We start from the raw sequence: 21,930 nt of genomic DNA on the forward strand, positions 1-21,930 counted from the left end.
TTTTATTCCCTGTTCATTTACGATCGACTTCAACCAAAGCGGTCGAGGCAAAAATAGTCTGTGGTGCAATCACAGTTTCATTCAAGGGAATGTTTTGCCCATATCGCTGTTGCATGAGTTGCTTGACTTCAGACGAACTTAAATCAAATTGCTTCAGTTTGGATAACGGAGCCAACTCAATACCTAAAGCATCATGATAGGCCTTCCAGACTATTTCTGAGCAATATAAAGCACGATTGTCCCACTCAAAATAAAGATCATAAGGCTGGCCTAAGTATTGTTCTGCGTTCTTGCTTAGTTGCTGCTTTTGCTGAACAGTCAAATTCGTTTTAAAACGCTTCACCACATAATGCCGCTCTACCCCGCGATCAATCCACTGCTGAAGTGCTGTATATTTCACAGGCTGAACTGCCTCTAAAACCCATGCTTTTCCATCTTTATTAACAATTAAACCCATATGGCTATAACGAGACTTGGTCGCTTTTTGTATCCCTAAACTTTGCTGAGACTTCGAAACATGAAAAATAATATCGCCCGTTTGATAGGACATATTCGCCCATAGCAGTTGAGGACTTACCAACAGTAAAACAGCACTTAAAATCACAACATTTCTATTTTTCATCCTAGATTTCCTTTATTCTTCTTTTTATAGACACGATCAATCACTTAAAACTAAAAATCTTTATGATCTTACATCATCTTCAAAACTCACGTTCACAGCGTATTCTTTGGCTACTCGAGGAACTTGAGCTTTCTTATGAACTCAAACTGTATGATGCAACACAAGCTAGACAAACAAATCTGAAATTTCCAACGCTCGACATTCCACATAATACTCAGACGATACGACTTACGGAAAGCAGCGCAATCGTAGAATATTTATGCCAACGACACCAGAAGTTGATTATTCCCCATGACCATACACAGTATTGGAACTTCTGTTTTTATAGTCGTTATAGCGATGTCAGTCTCATGCCCAATTTGGCATTGAAACAAGTTTTCCAACACATTAAGCAACAAACACCTTTGGTTGTACGTTTTGTGAGTTTGGCCTTTCAAAGCGCATTCAATTATGCTTATTTAAACCCTGAGCTACATCGACAACTTAAAGAAATTGATACCCACTTAAGCGCGTATGCATACTTTGCAGGCGATGTGTTTAGTTATGCGGATATACTAATGTGGTTTCCACTCTATGCAGCCAGTTATGCCACACCGCAGTTTGCTCAGTATCAGGCCATTCAACACTATTTCACCCAAATACAAAGCAGACCTGCCTTCGATGCTGCTATGGCACATGGGCAATGGTCTGCTTCTGATTTTGAACACTATTGGTCTATCACGCAGTAATGCTATGCTTAAGCTGACTTTCTAGAGTTGACTTGCCCTTTAATCACCGCCTTTACATTGCCTTTTAAATAATTAAAAAACACTTTGAGCGGTGACAGTTTCGGATTTGGTTGTTTACCTTCTGCGATATCCTTAAATTGCGCGGCATACCAGATCACTTCCATAATCGCCATTTTATCGATCATTGAAATGCCTGTTTTGATCTTATCGACTGCATAACGTACATCTTGCCCTGCAATTAAACGATTGGTCACGTCGGGTTCAACCGCAAATGGACGCGCCATCCCAATAAAGTCACACGCGCCACTTTCTAAGGCTGCGCTCATACCCGCAGCAGTACGAAAACCACCTGTCACCATCAACTTACACTGGACTTGTTCACGAATTTTTTCAGCAAACTCTAAAAAATAAGCCTCACGTGCAATGGTCGACGCTTTACGTTTTTCTTGCTTCACCCCAGCCATGGCAGGTGCTTCGTAGCTACCACCTGAAATTTCAATCAAATCAATCCCAGCCGCATCAATCGCTTTAAATGTCGCAATGACATCTTCTTCCGAGATTCCACCACGCTGAAAATCTGCCGAGTTGAGTTTGACCGAAATAATAAACTGCTCTGAAGTCGCTGCACGTACTGCTTTATAAATTTCCAATAAAAAACGCATGCGGTTTTCAGCAGAGCCACCCCATTGATCTTGGCGTTTATTGGTCAACGGCGATAAAAACTGACTAATTAGATAACCATGTGCACCATGTAATTGCACGCCTTCAAAGCCTGCTTTCTCACAAATGGCAGCTGAAGTTGCAAAGCGCTGGATAATATCAAGGATTTCATCTTCACGAAGCGCTCGCGGCGTTCCAAAACTCATTGATAAAGCGGGACTAAATGGTACTGCTGAAGGTGCAACCGTTTCCTTATTTAAGCCCTTAGGACATTGACGGCCCGGATGTGACAACTGTACCAATTGCACCATGCCATGTTTTTTACCAATCGCAGCCCATTGTTTTAGTGGTTCTAAGTCACGCTCGGTTTCAATCACCACCACGCCTGGCTCATTTTTAGCTCGGAAGTCCACCATCACATTACCTGTAATGGCACAGCCTAGGCCTCCTTTTGCCCAAGCCTCATACAAGCCTAAGTGCAAATGATTCGGCTGGCCAGCATGATTAGCCAGTGCTTCACTCATTGCCCCTTTAATCATCTTATTTTTAAAATGGACCTGCCCAATGTCGATTGCGCTTGCAAGCTGGCTCATGAAAATTCATCCTTTAATATTTTTTAGTGTTTTTACTCTATGTGTTTTTTGGCTACAGTCAAGAGAATTTGACAATTCATTTTGTCAAAATTTCTGATCTTTTATTTAGAAAATGATTTTACTGATACTGACTGGCTTGAATCAATTGACGCGTATAGTCAGACTGCGGTTGCTCAAAAAGTTGTTCAGTGGCTTGCAATTCCACTACTTTGGCATGTCGCAAAACCAAAACTTGTTGGCAGAGTGCACGTACCACTTGTAAGTCATGGCTAATAAACAAATAGCTCATACCCTGCTCGTGTTGTAGGCGGCGTAATAACGCCACAATCGAACGCTGCGTGCTTCGGTCTAAGGCCGAAGTTGGTTCATCTAAAATCAATAGTTTCGGTTGAAGCACCAAGGCTCGTGCCAAAGCCACACGCTGTCTCTGTCCACCGGATAGCTCATGCGCGTAATAGCTTTTAAATATAACTGGCAACTCCACCTGAGTTAAGACATTCTCAACACATTGCGTCCTCTCAAATGAAGACAAAGGTTTTAAAGTCAAACCTTCTGCAATGATTTGTTCAACACTCATGCGTGGATTCAAACTTGCAAACGGGTCTTGAAACACGATTTGAAAATCACCGCGAAGCGGACGTAATGCTTTTTGCGAAAGTTGGTTTAAATCATGTTCTCCAAACAGAATCCGCCCTCGACTTTCAATCAACCTTGCTACAGCCAGTGCCAAAGAACTTTTGCCTGCACCACTTTCCCCAACAATTCCCAACGAATGCCCTTGAGCCAAGCTCAAGTCCAAAGCTTCAACCGCAGCAAGATACTGTGTCGTGCGATTAAACCAGCCTTTTTTAATCGGAAATTTAACCTCAAGTTGTTTTAAGCAGAGCAAAGGTGCTGCATCTTGTACATTAATGGCTTGACCAAAAGAATGATTGAGTAAGTTTTGAGTATAAGTAGACTGCGACTGCTCAAAAATCTGCGCAACCGCCCCTTGCTCTACGACCTTACCTTGATGGATGACCACGGCATCATCAGCATAGTGTTTCACCAAGTTGAGGTCATGGCTAATCAAAATCATGGCCATGTTATGGCGCTGTTGTAAAGACTTCAGCAAGTCTAAAATTTGAACTTGCAGCATGACATCTAGTGCTGTGGTGGGTTCATCGGCAATCAAAATATCAGGCTCTTGCACCAGTGCCATGGCAATCATGACCCGCTGACGCTGCCCGCCAGACAGCTCATAAGGAAAACGCTGCAACACACTTTCAGGATTTGGAATGCCCACATCCTCCAGCAAGGCAATTACACGTTGCCGAGCTTGCATTTTAGACCAGCCCTGTAACCACAAAGTCTCGGCAATGATCTTTTCCACCCGATGCAAAGAATTCAAGGCAGTCATCGGCTCTTGAAAAACCATTGCGATTTTTTGCCCACGAATCGACCTAAATTGTGCATCGTTTAACTCTAGTAGCTCTTTTCCGTCTAACAGTACTGAGCCGTGCACTTGCAATGCTTTCGGCAATAAACCCATCAAGGCTAAAGCACTGATCGATTTTCCTGAACCACTCTCTCCAACCAGCGCCAAAGTCTGCCCAGCATACAGTTCAAAACTGAGCTGATCGACCAATACCCGTTCTGCACTTTGAATGCGCAGTGTATTCACTTTAAGTATGTGAGCAGTCCTATTATCGTCTAGGGTCAAATGCATCGCGCAAAGCCTCCCCGATATACATCAACAACGCAAGCACAATGGCTAAGCTGAAAAAGCCAGACAGTGCTAACCATGGTGCATTTAAATTATTCTTCCCTTGTAACAAAAGCTCGCCCAATGATGCCGCATCAGGCGGTAGACCATAACCCAAGAAATCCAGTGCTGTTAGCGCTGTAATATTGGCAGTTAAGATAAAAGGCAGTTGTGACAGACTCGAGCTGATCGCGTTGGGTAAAATATGCCGAAAAATAATGGCTCGGTTGGTCACACCCAAACTTCGCGCGGCACGGACATAGTCCAACTGACGTGCCCTTAAAAACTCAGCACGTACCAGTGGAACTAAAATTGTCCAACTGAATAACAGCATGATTAAAAACAGCCAGTAAATATTTGGGCTAAACATACTGACTAAAATCATCACCAAGAACAGCATAGGTAACCCACCCCACACTTCTAAAATGCGCTGCCCGATTAAATCGATCCAACCACCGTAATAACCTTGTATTGCTCCAATCACTATGCCCAGTACAGCTGAACTGAAAGTCAAAATAAAACCGAACAGCAATGAGACACGTAAACCATACAACACGCGTGCCAAGACATCACGACCTTGGTCATCTGTCCCGAGCCAATTTTGCATCGTGGGTGGTGACGGTACAGGGATAGTCAAATCTACATTGGGAGTTTGATATGAATATTGGATCAACGGCCAAACAACCCAACCTTTTGCTTGAATCAGCTGTTGTACCACTGGATCTTTATATTCAGTTTCAGTTTCGAAAACACCGCCAAAAGTCGTTTCAGGATAGTGTTTCAATACTGGAAAATATAAGGTCTGATCATACCTTACCAACAGCGGTTTATCATTCGCGATCAGCTCTGCAGCTAAAGACAGTACAAAAACACAAAGAAATAAAATACAACAACTGAGACCGAGCCTATTTTGCTTAAATCGTTTGAAACCTGCATGTAAAATAGGTGACATCAGCCTCTCCCTTGCGAATCAAAATGTATTCGCGGATCAATCAGCTGATACAACACATCGCCAATTAAACGCAGCAGCAAGCCCAACAAAGTAAAAATGAACAATATGCCAAAAATCACAGGATAGTCACGCTGCACAATGGCTTCAAAGCCCAATAGGCCTAAACCATCCAGATTAAATATGATCTCAATAAATAAATTGCCCACAAAGAAGTAAGCGATTAAAGCTTCAGGTAAGCCTGCTACCACAATCAATATCGCATTGCGAAACACATGACCATACAACACTTGAGACTCAGTCAGGCCTTTGGAACGTGCCGTCAGCACATAAGGCTTGCTGAGCTCTTCCACAAACGAATACTTGGTGAGATAAGTCACTGTGGCAAAGCCACCCATCACCATCGCCAAAAGCGGTAAAGCCATGTGCCAAAAATAATCTTTAATTTTGCCCCATAACGACAAATCCGCAAAATTTTCCGAGACCAAACCTTGTAAGGGGAACCATTGGAAATAAGAACCGCCTGCAAAAAATACAATCAGGAGAATTGCAAAAATAAACGCAGGAATTGCATAGGCCACTGCCAACAGTAGCGATGTAGACTGATCAAACACTGTGCCATGCAATCGGGCTTTTTTGATGCCCAAAGGAATGGAAATCAGATAAATCAGCAAAGCACTCCACAATCCCAAGGACACGGATACAGGTAATTTATCCTTAATCAGCGCTGTAACGGGCTGGTCTTTAAAAAAGCTTGTACCGAAGTCCAGTTGCGCATAATTTTTTACCATTTCAAAAAAGCGTATATGCATAGGCTGATCAAAACCATAATGTGCTTTGATCTTTGCGAGCATTTCATCACTGAGTCCTTGCGCGCCTTGATAGACATTTGAGCCTCCACCTGCACTGCGCAGATTACCCAAAGTTTGCATAGCTTCCGCTTGCTGAATGGCTTGCTCAACAGGACCACCGGGTGCAATTTGGATCACAGCAAAATTGATCAGTAAAATCAGAAATAAGGTCGGAACGATCAGCAACAGCCTTTTGAATATATACATACGCATCTCAAAAACCCCTATGCAAGCTTATGGCTTGGCTGCCCGACCTAAATACTGACTCACCGTTTTCGCCTGTTTGGCATCACTCCACCAATAATCCAACCCGACATGTAACTGTGGACTTCGTGCCGGTTTTTGATACATGTTCCAATAGGCATACCATTGATCCGCTTTACCATAGGTTGGAATTTGATAATAACCTGCACGCAGTAATCGATCTAAAATACGCGTTTGCACGACCACTTGCTTACGATCAGGCGTTTGAATCAACTGTTGAATCATCTGATCAATCACCGGATTTTGAATACCCGAATAATTATAATTTCCCACCTGATGGGCTGAAGCACTGCCCCACAGTTGCACCTGTTCTTTGCCCGGTGTCAAAGACTGTGGCATCGTTTGTAGGGTCATATCAAAATCTTGAGTACGCATCCGCTCATAATACTGCGGTGTGTCAACCTGTCGAATCCTCAGCTGTATTCCTAGGCGCTTTAGATGGCGAACAAAAGGCGTAATTTCACGCACAGCATCACTCGGCTGAATCAGAAACTCAAACTGAATCGGCTTGTTCTTCCGATCCAACAATTGCCCTTTGGCATTATATGTATAGCCATTTTTTAATAAAATCTGTCGTGCGATAAGCAAATTATTTCGATTATAACCCGATCCATCCGAAGCCGAATAACGCCAATTCTTTAAAACACCATCGCGCTGCACAGGATGTAATTTCGCCAAATAAGGCTTTAAGATTTTGATTTCAGCAGCCGAAGGCACACCTTTGGCCTCTAATTCACTGTTAGAAAAATAACTTTGCAGGCGTTGATATTGCCCATAGAACATCGCCTTGTTTTGCCATTCGAAATCGTAGGCATAGGTTAAAGCTTGGCGAAAATAAATATCTTGAAAAGGCTGACGGCGGGTATTAAACACAAAACTTTGCGTCGGTATCGGATTGAAATGCTTAAATCGATATTTTTTAACGAGACCTTGTTTCGCTGCGGGAAAGTTATAAGCAGTCACCCATTGTCGTGCGGACTCTTCCTCATGCAAAGTATATAAACCCGCCTTAAACGCAGTAAAAGCAATATCTTTGCTGCGATAATATACATAACCCACGCGGTTAAAATTATAACGCCCTTGGTTGACCTTTAAATCTCTGGCCCAATACTTTGGATTACGCTTATAAATAACCCGCTGCCCTGCATTGATTTTCTCTAAGAGGTAAGGGCCTGAACCTAAAATCGGTTTGACCGAAGTTTGACTAAAGTCTTTGCCTTGCCAGTCTTTTTTGGAATAAATTGGCATTCTGGCCACAATCAAAGGCATTTCCACATTATTTCGGGTTTTAAAATGCATTTTGACGCTGTATTTGGACAACACTTCTGTCTTGGCTAAATCTGACAAATACATCTGTAAGCCAAAATTGGATTTGCTTTGAAAGATATCAAAACTGAACTTTACATCGGCTGCGGTAACAAGACTGCCATCACTAAACCGTGCTTTTGGGTTTAAATGAAAAATGATAGCGTTAAAGTTTTTCGGGTCATAGCTGACCTTTTCTGCCAGCAACGGATACATCACCGCAGGCTCATCCAAAGAACTACTCATAAGTGAGTCAAATAAATAATTGGTTCCCTCAACCGCAGTACCGCGACCATTCATACTGTTTAAGTTATCAAAACTCCCGATGACTGCACGTGTTAATTCGCCACCCTTTGGCGCCTGCACATTGGCATAAGGCAGATAATCCAATTGGCTGTATTTCGGCGTAGCATAAGGTGCAATAAAAGGCATGGTCTGCAGTGCAGACCATGCCTTTAATGGAATCGCTACAAGGCTGAACAGCAAGAATGTTGTTCTAACCTTCATCGGGGCGTTCTCTGAAATTGCATTTCAACTCAATATTAGTTCGGCACCTTAATTACATCGCCAATGCGCAACTGCGTATTCGGTTTAATGTCATTGAGCTCAGCCAATTGCGAAGTGTCCATACCATAACGGCTTGCCAGTCCAATTAAGGTATCACCACGTTTCACTGTGTACTGTGAAATCAGTTTTGGAATTTGAATGGTCTGCCCAACTTGTAAGCCCGCACGCGGACTCAGATTATTTAAACTAGCAAGCTCTGACACAGACATCCCAGCACGGTTTGCAATTGAGTTTAACGACTCGCCTGACTTCACTCTATAAGCTTCAGTTGCACGGCTAGAAGTTGCTTGTGGCTTTGCTGCCACTGTTTCTGTTTTGATCGGCGCGGGATCAACATCACCTTCAATTTTCAAACGCTGACCGACACGAACATTGGCTGTACGGCTTAGGTTGTTTAATGCAGCCAAATAGTTCAGTTGCAAGTGATATTTACGCGCAATACTATTTAGGGTTTCACCCGATTTCACAACGTGAATATCGGTTGAGTTATTACTTGCAGTAGTTTGTTTTTCGACTGTTTTCGGCGTTTCAACAGCAGGCACTTCACCCGTTAATTTGAGTTTTTGACCCGCACGTAAGCCCGCTGTACGACTCATGTTGTTGAGGTCAGCAATATAATCCATACCCAAATTATATTTCGAAGCAATCGCAGTTAATGAGTCTCCAGACTGAACGGTATAAGTATCTGGCACGCTTGAACCCGCAGGGATCTTAATACTTTGACCCACTTGCAAGCCGCTATTGGTTGAAAGATTATTGAGATCAGCCAACTCCGACAAGCTCATCTTCGACTGTGATGCAATGCTATACAATGTGTCACCACGTTGTACTTTATAACTTTCAACTTTGAACTGTGGCTCAGCTTTGACTAGAGATGCTTTGGCACTACTTGTCGTCAAGCTTTTGACCTCATTGAGTGGCACATTAATTTTTTGTCCCACCAACAGGTTGCTGCCCGCATTTAAACCTGGTGTTAAATCTGCCAATTCTTGATTTGACAGCGCATAGCGGTCTGCAATCAGTTTCAGATATTCGCCACGTTTCACCGTATACGACTGGGTTGCCACTTTGGTTGGTCTGCTAGTTTTTTCATCGTTGGATTTAGTAAGGGATTGAGCTGTTTCTTTTAAAGAAAGCTTTTGCCCCACACGTACACCACTCGTTACGCTTAAACCGTTATAGTCAGCCAACTGTTTTAAGCTTAAACCAAACTCATCCGCAATGCCTGTTAAGGTATCATTGGCACGAACGGTATAACTCTCGGGTTTAGTCTCAGCTTTCACTGTAGAACGTACTTCAACTTTTTCAGTTTGTGGTTTTGCATCATATAAATAAATCGATGTACCAACATAAAGTATGGCATTGGCATCCATTTGGTTCCACTTCGCCACATCACGCCAGTTCACCCCATTTTTGGCCGCAATCAGCGCCAAAGTATCACCCGGTTGTACGGTATAAGTTGAACGTTTACCTTTTGGCGGCACAATCACAATTTCAGAGTCGGTCTTAACAAAGTTTTTGCCTTGATTACGTTTCACTTCATCTGAATCTAAACGGGTATTGTCAGCCACAGATTTTGGATAAGCAAAACCTTTGGTTAACTCTTTACCTTGCAGCTCTGCCACGGACTGACTGGTTTGAATTGCGGTGAGTTTAATTTTACCATCTAAAGGATCCACAATTTCTGTGCCTTGAGGGGCCAAAGCTTGAATTTCAGCTACCACTTCAGCTTGCTCTGCTTTGGTCGCAACTGGTTTCAGAACTTCATCGACAGTTTTGCTTTGACCTTCGGCTTGAATTGCCGCGGTTAACTGCTCACGCTCTGCTGCTGAAATTGGTGGTTCAACGGAAACTGGTTTCACTGGGGTCGCTGGCGTAACCGCAACTGGAATACGCGGCGCACTTGGAATATCGCTATTGGCAGCAAAAGCAGCCAGTGCATTAGACCCTTTAGGCGTTGAACCACGGGTAGGCGTCGCAATAGCAGTACTGCTCGACGACGTCACTGTAGACGAAGTGGCAGGCTTTCCTGTTGTGGTTTTTGTTGTTGTCGTCGCTAAAACAGGTGGTGTAGTTTTCGACGGTGTGATCGCTTTGGTGTTTAAGGTCGGCGGTTCAATTTTGCTTGGTTGAATCGTTTGGTTATTTTCAGGCAGTTTGGTATTTGCAGATGCCCACAAGCCGCCTGAACCACCCTGTAATTTTTTCAAACGTACATCCACTGAAGGACTCAAATCCGCAGGAATTAAAATCCGCATTGGACTTGCACCATCAATCCATTCACCGCGGTGTCCCGGGTTTAACTGATACAGCTCGGCACGGCTTAAACCGGTAATCGACGCGACTTCATTTAGACTCACCGCGCCCACAGTAACTTCTCTAAAGTGCGGACGGTTGGCAATCGGTGGTAAATTGATGTTATAGGCATTTGGATTTTTAATGATCTGCGCAACCGCCAAGAAACGTGGCACATAGTTCATAGTTTCTTCAGGCAGTTTTAATGACCAATAATCTGTCGGCAAACCTGCGGCTTTATTACGGTTAATCGCTTGTTGAATACGGCCCGGACCTGCGTTATAAGCTGCTAGGGCAAGTTCCCACGAACCAAACTGGTTATATAAACTGCCCAAGAACTCATACGCGGCACGTGTTGACTCGACCACATCACGGCGACCGTCATATTGGCTACTTTGTTTTAAGCCATAAATACGCCCCGTACTTGGAATAAACTGCCATAAGCCCGCAGCCGCAGCACTACTGGTTGCAGCAGGATCATACGAACTTTCAATCACAGGCAGAAGAGCCAGCTCTGTTGGTAATCCGCGACGCTCGGCTTCTTTAACGGTGTGATACAAATAACGTGAAGCACGTGCACTTAAACGGTCCAAATACGGTTGGCGTGAAATGAACCAACCACGCTGTGCATCAATGCGCGGATTCCAATGATCGCTATTCATTTTAAAGCCCACGGTCATACGCTTCCAAACGTCACCGTGCTTTAACACCAACAGTCGATCCCCTTCCACCGCACGCATGTCGGTTGCAGAAAGTAAATCTTCTAAAGAATCTAGACTATTTGCGTCTAAGTAGTTTGATACGACTTGTTTGGATTTAGATGTTTGCGTTGCACTTTGCGTCGAGGAGCAACCAGCCAGTCCAAGTGTCGCGAGAGCTGAACCGAGTACTGTAATTTTAAATAATGTCGGTAACATCGGTTGGCCAAAAATGGCAGCTGACTTATACATAAGAAAATCCAAACAACTCGTATAAAATTTATTTTTTAGATCTGCCATTGTAGTAAAGCACGCCGCAGACACAAGGCGTTAATTTAACTTGAAATCAGTATAAATGTTACAAGAAATTAAAAAAGCTGCATCTTATACACTTCTCTAGTGCATTTGCGTTATACAATGGTGCCCGCTTAGTTTTAATTTTCAGTTTACGGAAGTTGTGTATGTCACAAACAATTACCCTGTATGTCGATGGTGCTTGTCGTGGAAACCCTGGTCTTGGGGGATGGGGCGCGTACATTATTACAGAAACTGAAGAACATAAACTGTGTGGCGGTGAAGACAACACCACCAATAACCGTATGGAACTCACCGCGGCCATTGAAGGCATTCTTTTTTGCCCAACCGATGCGAAGTTGGTAGTCTGGACAGATTCAACCTATGTCAAACGCGGCATTACCGAGTGGATTACGGGTTGGAAAAAGAAAAACTGGAAAGACGTTAAAAATCCAGATTTGTGGAAAAAACTCGATACAGCCTGCCAAGGCCGTGATATCGACTGGCACTGGGTCAAAGGCCATGCAGGTCATGAAGGTAACGAAATGGCAGATCAATTGGCGAACCTCGGTGCCGATCAAACACAGGCTCAACTTCGTCAGTCTAAAACAGCGACAACAGAACCGTCTGTAGATAAAAAAAAAGTTGAACCAGACTGGTTGTTAAACGACCCTTTTGGTTTGGGTTTCGATGACGAAGAAGCCGATGACAGCGAAGATTTAACCGAAAGTGAAATACACGTTGCAGAACAAAAGCCAAGTTTAGTCGCTGAACCAGAACTTGCTACAACGGTGCCTTCCATTGAACAAACGCCTGAAGTTGTGGCAAGTGTGGATTTAACACAACTCAAACAACATCCACAAATTGTGATTACTCCACGTAAGGTTGAGGTCTTTGGACCTCGACAGCTCATCCTCGATACAGAGACTACAGGTTTCTATTATCAAGATGGCGATCGCATTATTGAAGTTGGTGCGATTGAAATGGTGAACCGGAAGCTCACAGGCAGCTCGATTCATATCTACATCAATCCAAAAAAACCTGTGGGCGACTCTGAAAATATCCACGGTATCTCTGATGACTTTTTAAAAGATAAACCGCTATATCAAGAGATTGCCGACACCTTATTTGCCTATCTCAAAGGTGCGGAAATCATTGCGCATAATGCAAGCTTCGATATGAACTTCTTAGACATGGAGTTCAAACGTGCAGGATTTGTTGCGCTTTCTGAAGTTTGTGTAGTGACAGATACCCTCGCGATGGCAAAATCTAAGCATCCGGGGCAAAAAAACTCACTCGATGCCTTAGTTCGCCGTTACGAAATTCCACAGCGTGACCGTACCTTCCACGGGGCCTTACTGGATGCTGAAATTCTAGCCGACGTTTACTTGGCTATGACAGGTGGTCAGGTTTCCTTTGATATGGATGCCCTGTCACATAGTGAACAACAAAATGGGCAAAGTCAGCATCAAACACTAGATATTGAACTGGCGGTAATTCACCCTTCAGCCGAAGAACTTGAAGCACATGAGACTTGGGTCAAACAATACCAAGAAAAACACGGCACACCCTGCTTTTTTGCCAAATAAATTCTAAAGTTTTTGTTAACTTTTGTATTACAAGATTTTTCAGTTAGGCTATAGTGATGAACAAGTTGCTATGCCTTGTTTGGGCCGCATATAAACACGATAAAACACTAGGATAGGTGCAGATCAATGTCTTACCAAACCTCTATTCATTTTGATCCAACGGCGCTGCTGATAATAAAAAATGAAGTGGATAACTCCATTAAGCTGGTTGAATCAGCTGTGAGCACCTTAGCAGAAGATCAGACTTTACCTTTTGGAATTGACGATGCATTAAACCAATTTGAGCAATGTGCTCAAGTGCTTGCATTGATTGATATGTCGAGCTTGGCCAAAATTGCTGAATATTCCGCAGAGCTTATGCGCAAGATCATGGGGAATCCTGCACAGATTAATACGCAAGATGTGATTGCACTCAGCGAAGGCACGACCATGCTGAAGCGCTATATTGAGTTCATTTGCTTAAGAGAAGTGAAAATTCCACAGTTTTTACTCGATACCTTAAACCGTCTTGAAATTGCATTAGCAAAGCCTTTAACGCAAGAAGGTCAGCAAATCGAGTCATTACTAGACTGTATCACCCCAGATTTCAGCCTCCCTCAAGCACCAAGTCTTGAAAAATCTCAATATGTTCACCGCCTGTACAAGCTGTCTTTAAGTCAAATGCTGAAACAAGAAGAAAGCGAACTTGATTTACAAGCAATGAAATTGGTGGGCACTTATTTAGCGGATCTAGCAGAACAAACGCCGAGTAAACAGTATTGGAACTTGGTCTATGTTGCACTCAATCAAATTGAACAATTGCTCATTAATGAACCACGTTTACGCACTCTGATTAGCATCGAACGTAACATTGCACAGTTCTTTACTGCGCCTGAACGTTTCAAAGCCAGCCTCACAGATCTTGCCAACATTCTCAGCCTATGTATCAGCCAAGAAGACGAAGTTTCTCAACACATCCGTGGCAAACTCAATATTGGCGACGACCTGCTCACAGATACGCAGCTGCAAGTTTTCAGTCGTCATCTGTATGGCCCAGATTTCGACACGATGCATACCATTAGTGATTTGGTAACCACCGAAATGTCTCAAATCCGCAATGACATTGAGTACAACTACCAAAACATGACCCCAGAGAAGACCCAAGAGCTCCAAGCAAAACTGGTCGATTTGGCGAACATCTTCAAAGTATTGAACTTAAATGAAGCGCATAATGACTTAAACCGTCAAGCAACATCACTTAGTCAAGCCGATATGCTGAAAGATGAAGGTTTTGCGCAGCAGTTGATGAACGTGATCTTGTCGGCAATGAACTCGATTGGAGTGTTAGAACGTCACCATACTTCAAGCCGCCTACAGCTTCGTGTGAACAACATGAATATTTCACTAGACCGTTTAGATGAAGCCCATGCTGCGTTATTGTCAGAGGCTAAAACGTCTATTGACTTAAGTAGTCAAGCGTTGGCGCAATATCAGCAAGAACAAGTTTTAACTGTTCTTGAGAATACTCCTGCGCAACTACGTGAAGTTGCGGGCGCAATGTTGTTCTTAGGCGCAGAAAATGGTCAAACAGCCCTGAATATTTCAGCAGATTTTGTGCAACAACAAATCACGGCTGAAACTGCGCTCACTGCTGCTCAGGTGAATCATGTACTTGATGCACTCGCAAGTGCAGATATGCTGATTGATAACTTAAAAAACAAACAGCCTGTATTACACAGTATGTTTGATGTAGCATTGGACAGTAGCCAAAAACTAAAGACTGTTGCCTAATGTCAGAACTTTCACTTGCTTATATTTTTCACCAACAACAATTGTTGGTGGATCATAACTTTCAATTGCCTCGTGTAGAAAAGCTAGCAAGTGATTTAAGTTTTCACTCGGGTGATCAAGTGATTGCCCGAGACCTGCTAGACAATGAGCCGATTCCTGAAGGCTTAGAACTCATCCCAATTCGCCAGTTGCTTCCACTCTGGAGCACCAAACAATTCGAACAGGCCAGCCGAGCTATTCAACTGCTAGAATGGCGTCGCAATCATAAATTTTGTAGTCATTGCGGCCACGCCACAGAAGCACATGCCAGCGAATATGCCATGATCTGTCCTGCCTGCGGTTATCATCAGTATCCACGGGTACAACCCTGTGTCATCACCGTCATTACACGAGGTGAAGATGAAATTCTGTTGGCAAAAAATGCGCGTAATACCCGTAGCAATATGTATGGTTTGATTGCGGGTTTTGTTGAAGTCGGTGAAACTTTAGAAGAAGCGGTACGCCGCGAAACCTTGGAAGAGGTCGGCATTCAAGTTAAAAATGTTCAATACTTAGCGAGTCAGCCTTGGCCTTTCCCAAGTAACCTAATGATTGCGTTTAAAGCAGAATACGCATCGGGTGAACTTTGCTTACAAGAAGAAGAAATCAGTGATGCCCAATTCTTTAAGTTTGATCAACTGCCTGAAATTCCGTTCAAAGGCAGCATTGCACATGCCATGATCATGCATGCGACAGAAGGCACAACGGTCGCAGATGATACACGTGAGTGGCTGTAAGCTCACTCACCATCTCTACAACAAATATACTTTAAAACCCAATTAGTGCTTAAGCGCATCCTCTAGCGCCTGCATAATTTTTTGCTTGGTCGTGAAGTAACGACTAAACAAACTCGATACCGAACCAATCATTGAAATATGACCGATACGCGGCACCGTCCAAAGTTGACTGTAGTTGCCTTTTTCTTTCAACCTACGATCCAAATCAACGGCATTACTCAACCCGACGACATCATCATTTTCTGCAACCAACAGATAATGTTTAACCGTATTCGACTCGACGAAATAATATGGCATCACTTCCTGATAAGGCCTGTTCTGATCAAAAGCATCTGCACAAATTGGATCGCCTTTATAGTCGAAATGATAAGGGCCTGCCAAACCAATAATGGCGGTAATTTGATTGCGGCATTGTATTTCATATGGCTTCGGATGATAGAGCGCAGACATCACATTAAACGCGCCCGCAGAATGCCCCATCAACACCACTTTTTCCGTTGAAATTTGATATTTAAGCTGATGCACATTGAGATAATTTAAAGCCAAGCTGAGATCATCAATAGAGGCAGGAAAAATATGCTCAGGCGCCAAGTGATAGTTAATCACCGCCACATCAAAGCCTTCTTTGGCAAAGGCTTCACCAATAAAACGATAATCTTTTTTATCGCCATGCATCCACGCGCCGCCATGCACAAATACAATCAGAGGACGGTGTTCACGCGGTTTTTGCGTGCGAAACAGATCTAGACGGTGTCGCGCGCGTAAGCCATAGGCCACATTTTCTTGGACCGAATAACCCTTACGTGGTGTTAAACGGTTTAGGGCATAACTACCTACATCATAAATACGAAAGTCACGATAGAGTAATCTTGCATACTCTACCGAACGATTCAGTCTTTGAACAAAAGGCTGAAGCTTATTGAACATTATTTGGTTCAACTTGGTCTGGGTCTATCGCAACAGGCGTTTGCTCTGTCGGTGTTGAATTAATCATTGGTGATGCAAACGCACTGGTCGTTTGCGACTGTTGCTCTATATTATCCACCAATGTGATAATTTTAGTAACATTCCCCACTTGCTGTAAAACTTGGTTTAAATCGGTGATTTCAGCACCATTTAAACGCCCCATCACATATAACACACCATCTTCGGTGTGAATACGCACTTTCGCATCTGAAACAACAGCAGCTTTCATGATCAAGCCACGGGTATTTGCCGTAACTGAGGTGTCTTGCATGATGGTGCTATAACTAATTTGGTTTCCAACTGTAATGTAGTTATGCACGGTTTTGACATCTGACATCGCACGTACATTGTCTTCAGCCAACTGACGTAAGTGTTGATCGGGTACTTGTCCTGTTAACAAGACATTCCCATGAAAACTTTCGATATTGACACGTGACTGTTTAAAACGGCTGTCCAATTTATATAAGTTAATTTTTGCAGTACGCTCAATTGAAGAGTCAATAAAGACCTGCCCTAATGAACGTGCACCGCTTTCTGTTCCTACAGCGGCTGTTCCTGTCCCACCCGAAATGAAACTTGCACATCCAGATAAACTTGCGACGCATAATACGGTCATTGCAATACGATTGAACACTCAGCAAGACTCCTCAACTTTTCAAACTATTTTAATTCAGCATTTCAGCTTTGATTTTGTTCAAAGATTAATAAAGTCTTGATCAAAAGTAAAAGCATTTTCTATCCATTGCTGATCATAAGTGAATTTTGAAAAATCTTGCTGTATGGTTTTTGCAATTTCTTTAAAAAAATCAAAACAAATCACATCAAAGCGGCAATAATATTGCTGGAAATGTGGATGATCTTGTAAAAAAAACATGGCCGTTTTTGCTATTTTGCGTTGTTTTGAATAGGAAATTGTTTCAGCAGCCTGTGCAAAACGCGTTTTTGAACGTGCTTTGACCTCAACAAAAACCAATTCCTGCCCTTTTTGTACAATCAGATCAATTTCACCAAAGCGCGAGTGATAATTGGACTGCACATGAACATAACCCTGTTCTTCTAACACCGTCAAAGCTTGTTGCTCTGCCCATTGTCCCAGCTTCATCTCTTTATCTTCCCCCATTTCGTTTTTTATTTTTTTAATCATCACATTTCGAAAAACTCAATTTCGATCAAAAATCTCACGTCTTGATATTTAAAACCACTGCTGTGAGTCTCTCGAACCAAACAATTCATTTCATTCTACGTTTTAAAGCCTTCTTGGCGTTTAGATTTCAATCGAATGTCTTCCCGACTCCTGCAAATCCATCGCCGACAATATTCTAACTCACGCCACGACGGACAATTCAGGTAGAATGCTTATCGCGGTATCGGTTGAATGCATCAAAGCACTCAAGCCAACCTATCATTTTATTATTTTGCAACGCGGAGAAAACCCATGAGTGCCCAGTTATTTGTAGTCGCAACCCCTATTGGGCACTTAGATGACATGACTTACCGCGCAATTGATGTACTAAAATCAGTCAAAATCATTGCTGCTGAGGATACACGAACTTCAGCACAATTACTGAAACACTTTAATATTCAAACACCGCTCACCGCATGCCACGATCATAACGAAAACAACAAAATTGACATCCTTATTCAGCGTTTGTTGAAAGGTGAAGATATGGCGCTTATCAGTGATGCAGGAACGCCTCTTATCAGTGATCCAGGTTTTAAATTGGTTCGTGCGGCACAAGAGCATAATATCCGCGTAATCCCTGTACCGGGCGCATGTGCTGCCATTGCAGCTTTAAGCTCAGTGGGCTTACCAAGTGATCGTTTCAGCTTTGAAGGTTTTTTGTCCTCTAAACAAACCCAACGACTGGCAAGCTTGGAAAAACTCAAAGACGAAACGCAAACCCTGATTTTTTATGAGGCACCACATCGTATTTTAGACAGTGTCAGTGACATGACTAAAGTCTTTGGTGCTGACCGCCCTGTCGGTTTTGCTCGTGAAATTACCAAAACCTTTGAAACCATCAAGAAAATGACATTAGGTGAGTTGGTTGAATTTATTGCAAACGATCATCATCAACAAAAAGGTGAGATTGTATTGATTGTTGGTGGCGCGACCACTGAAAAAGATATGGCACAAGAAAAACTCGACCAGCTTTTAACGCGCCTCTTACAAGATTTGTCAGTGAAAGCCGCATCACAGTTAGCGGCTGATTTGACTGGCATCAAAAAGAAAATTGCTTACCAGCGCGCTTTAGAGCTAACGCAAGATCAGGCTGAATAGGCTTCGATAGCTTGAACTTAAAATAAAAGTATTGCTTTTTTGAAGGAAAAAATAAAGAGCAACAGACGTAAGTGCTTTGGCCTTTCTCTGCTGCTCTCCATGTTAAGCGGTTCCATGTGAACCGCTTAACTCAAATTATGTAGTTATGTCATTTAAAATTTATAAGCATGTGTATGGGTTGACTGATCGTCAGTTACAATCTCTATCGAATTAGCTTGCTTCTTGGTAAATACGACCGCCGGGTAGTTGGCAAAAGTATTGTTTCAATGCATCCAAACAACGATGGATCTTCATCGGCTGTTGTTCATGCTTTGAAATGATGGCATATAGCGTAAAGTTAGGGAGCTTCCACTCTGGAAGAACTTCCACTAAAGAACCGTTAACCAATTCTTTTTGCACATCTAAATATAAAATACGTGCAACTCCATGCCCATGTTGGCATAAAGTCTTTGTTACTAAAATATTATTACTGGCTACTCTTGATTTCATCTCAAGTTTAACCGCATCACCTGTCACCACATTTTTAAAATCAAAATCATGATTATTTTTCATAATCGTGATCGGAATAAGATCATGATTTTTCAAATCTTCAGGTCGTGAAATTGGTGCAGACTGATTCAAATAGCTCGGTGAAGCAACCAAAATCTGTTCCACGCGCGCCAATGGCACGACATGTACGCTTTGATCGTCAACCGTTGGACTCATTCTTAACGCAATATCAATTCGCCCATTCATCAAATCCACATAATGATTATCTGCTTCAATATGAATAGATAATCCGCGATGTGCAGACATCCAATGCGACAAAGCAGGAATCACATGATTGGCACCCAACTCTGGCGTAGTGGCTATTCGCAGCTCACCCACGAGATCATCGCGCAATTCATTGATACGTATTTTGCCACGTTCAGCAGCGGCGAGCATTTCTTGACAGCTGTGGAAAAAAGCCTGGCCTGCTTCAGTTAAATTCAACTTTCTTGTTGAGCGATGTAAAAGAACAACTTCCATCTCTTGCTCTAAAGAACGAATTTGCTGACTCACAGCACTTGTAGTGATGCCTAACTCACGCGCGGCACCACTAAATGAACTCTTTTCGACAACACAAGCAAAAACACCCATTGCCCGTAGTTGATCTAACATAAAATTCTCTCTGGATTCATGAGAAGTTTTCATCTATTTGATAAAAACAACTCATTGTATTATACGGTGAATTTTTTGCGTTGCATCCAAATTTTTTAATTTAATGGTAAAACTATAGTCGGATTGATTGGCTTGCCATCTAAGCGTACTTGGAACTCTAACATGGTGCGCGTTGCACCTGTGGATCCCATTTCAGCAATTTTCTGTCCTGCCGTCACATTTTGACCGCTCTTCACATTCATCGCACTGTTGTGTGCATATGCTGTGATATAACCATCAATATGCTTAACCAAAATTAAGTTCCCATATTCTTTCAATCCGTCTGCTGCATACACCACTTGGCCATCTGCTGCTGCATAAATTGGATCACCTTGGTTACCAGCATAGCGAATACCTTTTACATTATTTGCTAAATTATAACCTTGCAAAACAGCGCCATTACTTGGTTTTACCCAGCGTAAAGTTGAACTTTTCGAGCTCGCAACAGGTGCGGTCGGTACTTTAGCAGGAGTTGTTGTGGTTGTGGTGGTCGTATTTTGACTCGGGAGACCAACATTTTGACGTTGAATTGGGGCGGTTTGTGTAATAGGTTGCGTCGTGGTTGTACGTGGGCTACCCGAACCTTTTAAACGTAATGACTGCCCCACATAAATACGATACGGCGCAGCAATATCATTCATGTCCGCAACAGAGGTATAACTCAGCCCATAACGAGTTGCAATACCGCTCAGCGTGTCGCCTGAACGAACTGTATAATAGTCTGGTGCTTTCGCAAAACGTGTCGCATTGTTAACCTGTGGTTTAGAAGCACAACCACTCAAAATAACAGTTGAAACTACAGCAGTAGATAACACGACAGTTTTCAGTAGTGCTGTAGGAATTGCAATGAAACGAATTTGAGACAACACAGACATTTATCTTACTCTCTAAAAATACAAAAAATAATCAGTTTAATTTGCGCTAAGATTAGCAAAAAAGTATGTGAAAATAGTATCTCTGCGCGTATTTTCACAAAGTTATAACAAACAGCTGAATACATTCCTTGTATTGCTCAGCTGTAGCGCCTTTTAAGCACTTATTTGCCCTTGTAATGCATGCAAAACTTCATAGTTGGTTGCATCCATCTGAATAGGCGTAATACTCACAAAACCATTTGCCACAGCGAAAAAGTCTGACTCTACCTCATCATAGCCTCTTTTCGGTTCCGCCACAGCTTCACCTGCAAGCCCAATCCAGTACACTTGACGACCACGTGGGTCAACATGACTGGTAATCGGCTTAGACTGACGACGACGTCCTTGATAAGTAATTTTAGCGCCCTGTAACTCAGCGACATCTGGAATATTAATATTTAAAATATGGCGTGGTGGCAGTGCTGGCAAACCTTGTTTCACAAAGTCATGCACCCACTGTGCAGCATGATGATAATCTTCTGGACGATTGTACGAACGCACTTCAGGGCCCGCAAGTGATACCGCAATGGCTGGCTGTTTCATTAGACGCCCTTCAAATGCTGCTCCAACTGTACCTGAGTAGAGTACATCATCACCCAAGTTTGCCCCGCTATTGATGCCACTAACAACCAGATCAAACTCAAAGTCAAATAAGCCATTCATGGACAAATAGACGCAGTCCGCGGGTGTACCATTGACTGCCCACATGTCGGATGCAATTTCGATTGGACGTAAAGGTCGATCTAAAGTTAAAGCACTGGAAAAACCACTGCGTTCACTTTCGGGTGCTACAATCACCACGCGACCTAATGGACGTAAAGCATGTGCGAGCGCTTGAATACCTGGTGCAAAAACACCATCGTCATTAGCTATTATAAAATATTC

General features: G+C 42.8%; 18 protein-coding genes. 5 read left to right on the plus strand and 13 right to left on the minus strand.

Annotation, left to right across the window (positions count from 1 at the left end; genetic code table 11):
* Positions 1–13 precede the first annotated feature (13 nt).
* Positions 14–622 (minus strand): YiiX family permuted papain-like enzyme, encoded by a 609-nt coding sequence (locus tag AC4CUZ_RS15600; RefSeq protein ID WP_125274810.1) that lies wholly within the window; start codon positions 620–622, stop codon positions 14–16.
* 62 nt (positions 623–684) lie between these two features.
* On the opposite strand from AC4CUZ_RS15600, the gene AC4CUZ_RS15605 reads away from it, so the two are divergent.
* Positions 685–1,350, plus strand: coding sequence for a glutathione binding-like protein (locus AC4CUZ_RS15605; RefSeq protein WP_125274808.1), 666 nt, complete (start codon positions 685–687; stop codon positions 1,348–1,350).
* 8 nt (positions 1,351–1,358) lie between these two features.
* Here the strand turns inward: AC4CUZ_RS15605 and AC4CUZ_RS15610 are convergent, their stop codons facing one another.
* The 6 genes from AC4CUZ_RS15610 to AC4CUZ_RS15635 form a co-directional block, all read right to left on the minus strand.
* A complete protein-coding gene (locus AC4CUZ_RS15610) occupies positions 1,359–2,603 on the minus strand; it encodes an NADH:flavin oxidoreductase/NADH oxidase family protein (RefSeq protein ID WP_125274806.1) in 1,245 nt (414 codons plus the stop codon).
* 118 nt (positions 2,604–2,721) lie between these two features.
* Complete coding sequence (locus AC4CUZ_RS15615; protein WP_201950808.1) at positions 2,722–4,311, minus strand: ABC transporter ATP-binding protein; 1,590 nt, start codon at positions 4,309–4,311, stop codon at positions 2,722–2,724.
* A complete protein-coding gene (locus AC4CUZ_RS15620) occupies positions 4,289–5,299 on the minus strand; it encodes an ABC transporter permease (RefSeq protein ID WP_201950807.1) in 1,011 nt (336 codons plus the stop codon). The genes AC4CUZ_RS15615 and AC4CUZ_RS15620 overlap by 23 nt, the downstream gene beginning before the upstream one ends.
* Entirely contained in the window at positions 5,299–6,360 is a 1,062-nt protein-coding gene (gene yejB, locus AC4CUZ_RS15625; RefSeq protein ID WP_201950806.1) for a microcin C ABC transporter permease YejB, read from the minus strand. Before yejB ends, AC4CUZ_RS15620 begins: the two co-directional genes overlap by 1 nt.
* A 21-nt stretch (positions 6,361–6,381) precedes the next feature.
* Positions 6,382–8,223, minus strand: coding sequence for an extracellular solute-binding protein (locus AC4CUZ_RS15630; RefSeq protein WP_201950805.1), 1,842 nt, complete (start codon positions 8,221–8,223; stop codon positions 6,382–6,384).
* 35 nt (positions 8,224–8,258) lie between these two features.
* Entirely contained in the window at positions 8,259–11,528 is a 3,270-nt protein-coding gene (locus tag AC4CUZ_RS15635) for a LysM peptidoglycan-binding domain-containing protein (RefSeq protein ID WP_201706251.1), read from the minus strand.
* A 209-nt stretch (positions 11,529–11,737) separates the two neighbouring features.
* Here AC4CUZ_RS15635 and dnaQ point away from each other — a divergent pair, with 209 nt between their 5' ends.
* The 3 genes from dnaQ to nudC all read left to right on the plus strand — a co-directional run bounded on the left by dnaQ (position 11,738) and on the right by nudC (position 15,705).
* A complete protein-coding gene (gene dnaQ / locus AC4CUZ_RS15640; RefSeq protein ID WP_201950804.1) occupies positions 11,738–13,159 on the plus strand; it encodes a DNA polymerase III subunit epsilon in 1,422 nt (473 codons plus the stop codon).
* 126 nt (positions 13,160–13,285) lie between these two features.
* A complete protein-coding gene (locus AC4CUZ_RS15645; protein WP_201950802.1) occupies positions 13,286–14,929 on the plus strand; it encodes a chemotaxis protein in 1,644 nt (547 codons plus the stop codon).
* Positions 14,929–15,705, plus strand: coding sequence for an NAD(+) diphosphatase (nudC, locus tag AC4CUZ_RS15650; protein WP_087010659.1), 777 nt, complete (start codon positions 14,929–14,931; stop codon positions 15,703–15,705). The genes AC4CUZ_RS15645 and nudC overlap by 1 nt, the downstream gene beginning before the upstream one ends.
* A 42-nt stretch (positions 15,706–15,747) precedes the next feature.
* On the opposite strand, the gene AC4CUZ_RS15655 is transcribed toward nudC, so the two are convergent.
* The 3 genes from AC4CUZ_RS15655 to AC4CUZ_RS15665 are packed head-to-tail and all read right to left on the minus strand — an operon-like array spanning position 15,748 to position 17,773.
* Positions 15,748–16,632, minus strand: coding sequence for an alpha/beta hydrolase (locus AC4CUZ_RS15655; protein ID WP_078388873.1), 885 nt, complete (start codon positions 16,630–16,632; stop codon positions 15,748–15,750).
* Positions 16,622–17,305, minus strand: coding sequence for a BON domain-containing protein (locus AC4CUZ_RS15660; protein WP_005399779.1), 684 nt, complete (start codon positions 17,303–17,305; stop codon positions 16,622–16,624). Before AC4CUZ_RS15660 ends, AC4CUZ_RS15655 begins: the two co-directional genes overlap by 11 nt.
* Positions 17,306–17,365: 60 nt before the next feature.
* On the minus strand, positions 17,366–17,773 hold the full coding sequence (locus tag AC4CUZ_RS15665; RefSeq protein ID WP_058869310.1) for a YraN family protein: 408 nt from the start codon (positions 17,771–17,773) through the stop codon (positions 17,366–17,368).
* Positions 17,774–18,106: 333 nt separating this feature from the next.
* Between AC4CUZ_RS15665 and rsmI the strand changes: the two genes are divergently transcribed.
* On the plus strand, positions 18,107–18,952 hold the full coding sequence (gene rsmI, locus AC4CUZ_RS15670) for a 16S rRNA (cytidine(1402)-2'-O)-methyltransferase (RefSeq protein WP_201950799.1): 846 nt from the start codon (positions 18,107–18,109) through the stop codon (positions 18,950–18,952).
* 210 nt (positions 18,953–19,162) lie between these two features.
* Here rsmI and AC4CUZ_RS15675 read toward each other — a convergent pair whose 3' ends face one another.
* The 3 genes from AC4CUZ_RS15675 to surE form a co-directional block, all read right to left on the minus strand.
* Complete coding sequence (locus AC4CUZ_RS15675; RefSeq protein ID WP_010326350.1) at positions 19,163–20,092, minus strand: LysR family transcriptional regulator; 930 nt, start codon at positions 20,090–20,092, stop codon at positions 19,163–19,165.
* A 95-nt stretch (positions 20,093–20,187) separates the two neighbouring features.
* Positions 20,188–21,006, minus strand: coding sequence for a peptidoglycan DD-metalloendopeptidase family protein (locus tag AC4CUZ_RS15680; protein WP_176537436.1), 819 nt, complete (start codon positions 21,004–21,006; stop codon positions 20,188–20,190).
* Between the two features lie 153 nt (positions 21,007–21,159).
* Positions 21,160–21,921 (minus strand): 5'/3'-nucleotidase SurE, encoded by a 762-nt coding sequence (surE, locus tag AC4CUZ_RS15685; RefSeq protein ID WP_201953883.1) that lies wholly within the window; start codon positions 21,919–21,921, stop codon positions 21,160–21,162.
* Positions 21,922–21,930: the final 9 nt, after the last annotated feature.

The sequence above is a fragment of the Acinetobacter sp. 789_lipA genome (genome assembly GCF_058242845.1).

Excerpts from the sequence above, each read along its gene's own strand:
- AC4CUZ_RS15600 (WP_125274810.1), bottom strand. The coding sequence starts at position 622 with ATGAAAAATAGAAATGTTGTGATTTTAAGTGCTGTTTTACTGTTGGTA.
- AC4CUZ_RS15605 (WP_125274808.1), top strand. The coding sequence starts at position 685 with ATGATCTTACATCATCTTCAAAACTCACGTTCACAGCGTATTCTTTGG.
- AC4CUZ_RS15610 (WP_125274806.1), bottom strand. The coding sequence starts at position 2,603 with ATGAGCCAGCTTGCAAGCGCAATCGACATTGGGCAGGTCCATTTTAAA.
- AC4CUZ_RS15615 (WP_201950808.1), bottom strand. The coding sequence starts at position 4,311 with ATGCATTTGACCCTAGACGATAATAGGACTGCTCACATACTTAAAGTG.
- AC4CUZ_RS15620 (WP_201950807.1), bottom strand. The coding sequence starts at position 5,299 with ATGTCACCTATTTTACATGCAGGTTTCAAACGATTTAAGCAAAATAGG.
- yejB (WP_201950806.1), bottom strand. The coding sequence starts at position 6,360 with ATGCGTATGTATATATTCAAAAGGCTGTTGCTGATCGTTCCGACCTTA.
- AC4CUZ_RS15630 (WP_201950805.1), bottom strand. The coding sequence starts at position 8,223 with ATGAAGGTTAGAACAACATTCTTGCTGTTCAGCCTTGTAGCGATTCCA.
- AC4CUZ_RS15635 (WP_201706251.1), bottom strand. The coding sequence starts at position 11,528 with ATGTATAAGTCAGCTGCCATTTTTGGCCAACCGATGTTACCGACATTA.
- dnaQ (WP_201950804.1), top strand. The coding sequence starts at position 11,738 with ATGTCACAAACAATTACCCTGTATGTCGATGGTGCTTGTCGTGGAAAC.
- AC4CUZ_RS15645 (WP_201950802.1), top strand. The coding sequence starts at position 13,286 with ATGTCTTACCAAACCTCTATTCATTTTGATCCAACGGCGCTGCTGATA.
- nudC (WP_087010659.1), top strand. The coding sequence starts at position 14,929 with ATGTCAGAACTTTCACTTGCTTATATTTTTCACCAACAACAATTGTTG.
- AC4CUZ_RS15655 (WP_078388873.1), bottom strand. The coding sequence starts at position 16,632 with ATGTTCAATAAGCTTCAGCCTTTTGTTCAAAGACTGAATCGTTCGGTA.
- AC4CUZ_RS15665 (WP_058869310.1), bottom strand. The coding sequence starts at position 17,773 with ATGAAGCTGGGACAATGGGCAGAGCAACAAGCTTTGACGGTGTTAGAA.
- rsmI (WP_201950799.1), top strand. The coding sequence starts at position 18,107 with ATGAGTGCCCAGTTATTTGTAGTCGCAACCCCTATTGGGCACTTAGAT.
- AC4CUZ_RS15675 (WP_010326350.1), bottom strand. The coding sequence starts at position 20,092 with ATGTTAGATCAACTACGGGCAATGGGTGTTTTTGCTTGTGTTGTCGAA.
- AC4CUZ_RS15680 (WP_176537436.1), bottom strand. The coding sequence starts at position 21,006 with ATGTCTGTGTTGTCTCAAATTCGTTTCATTGCAATTCCTACAGCACTA.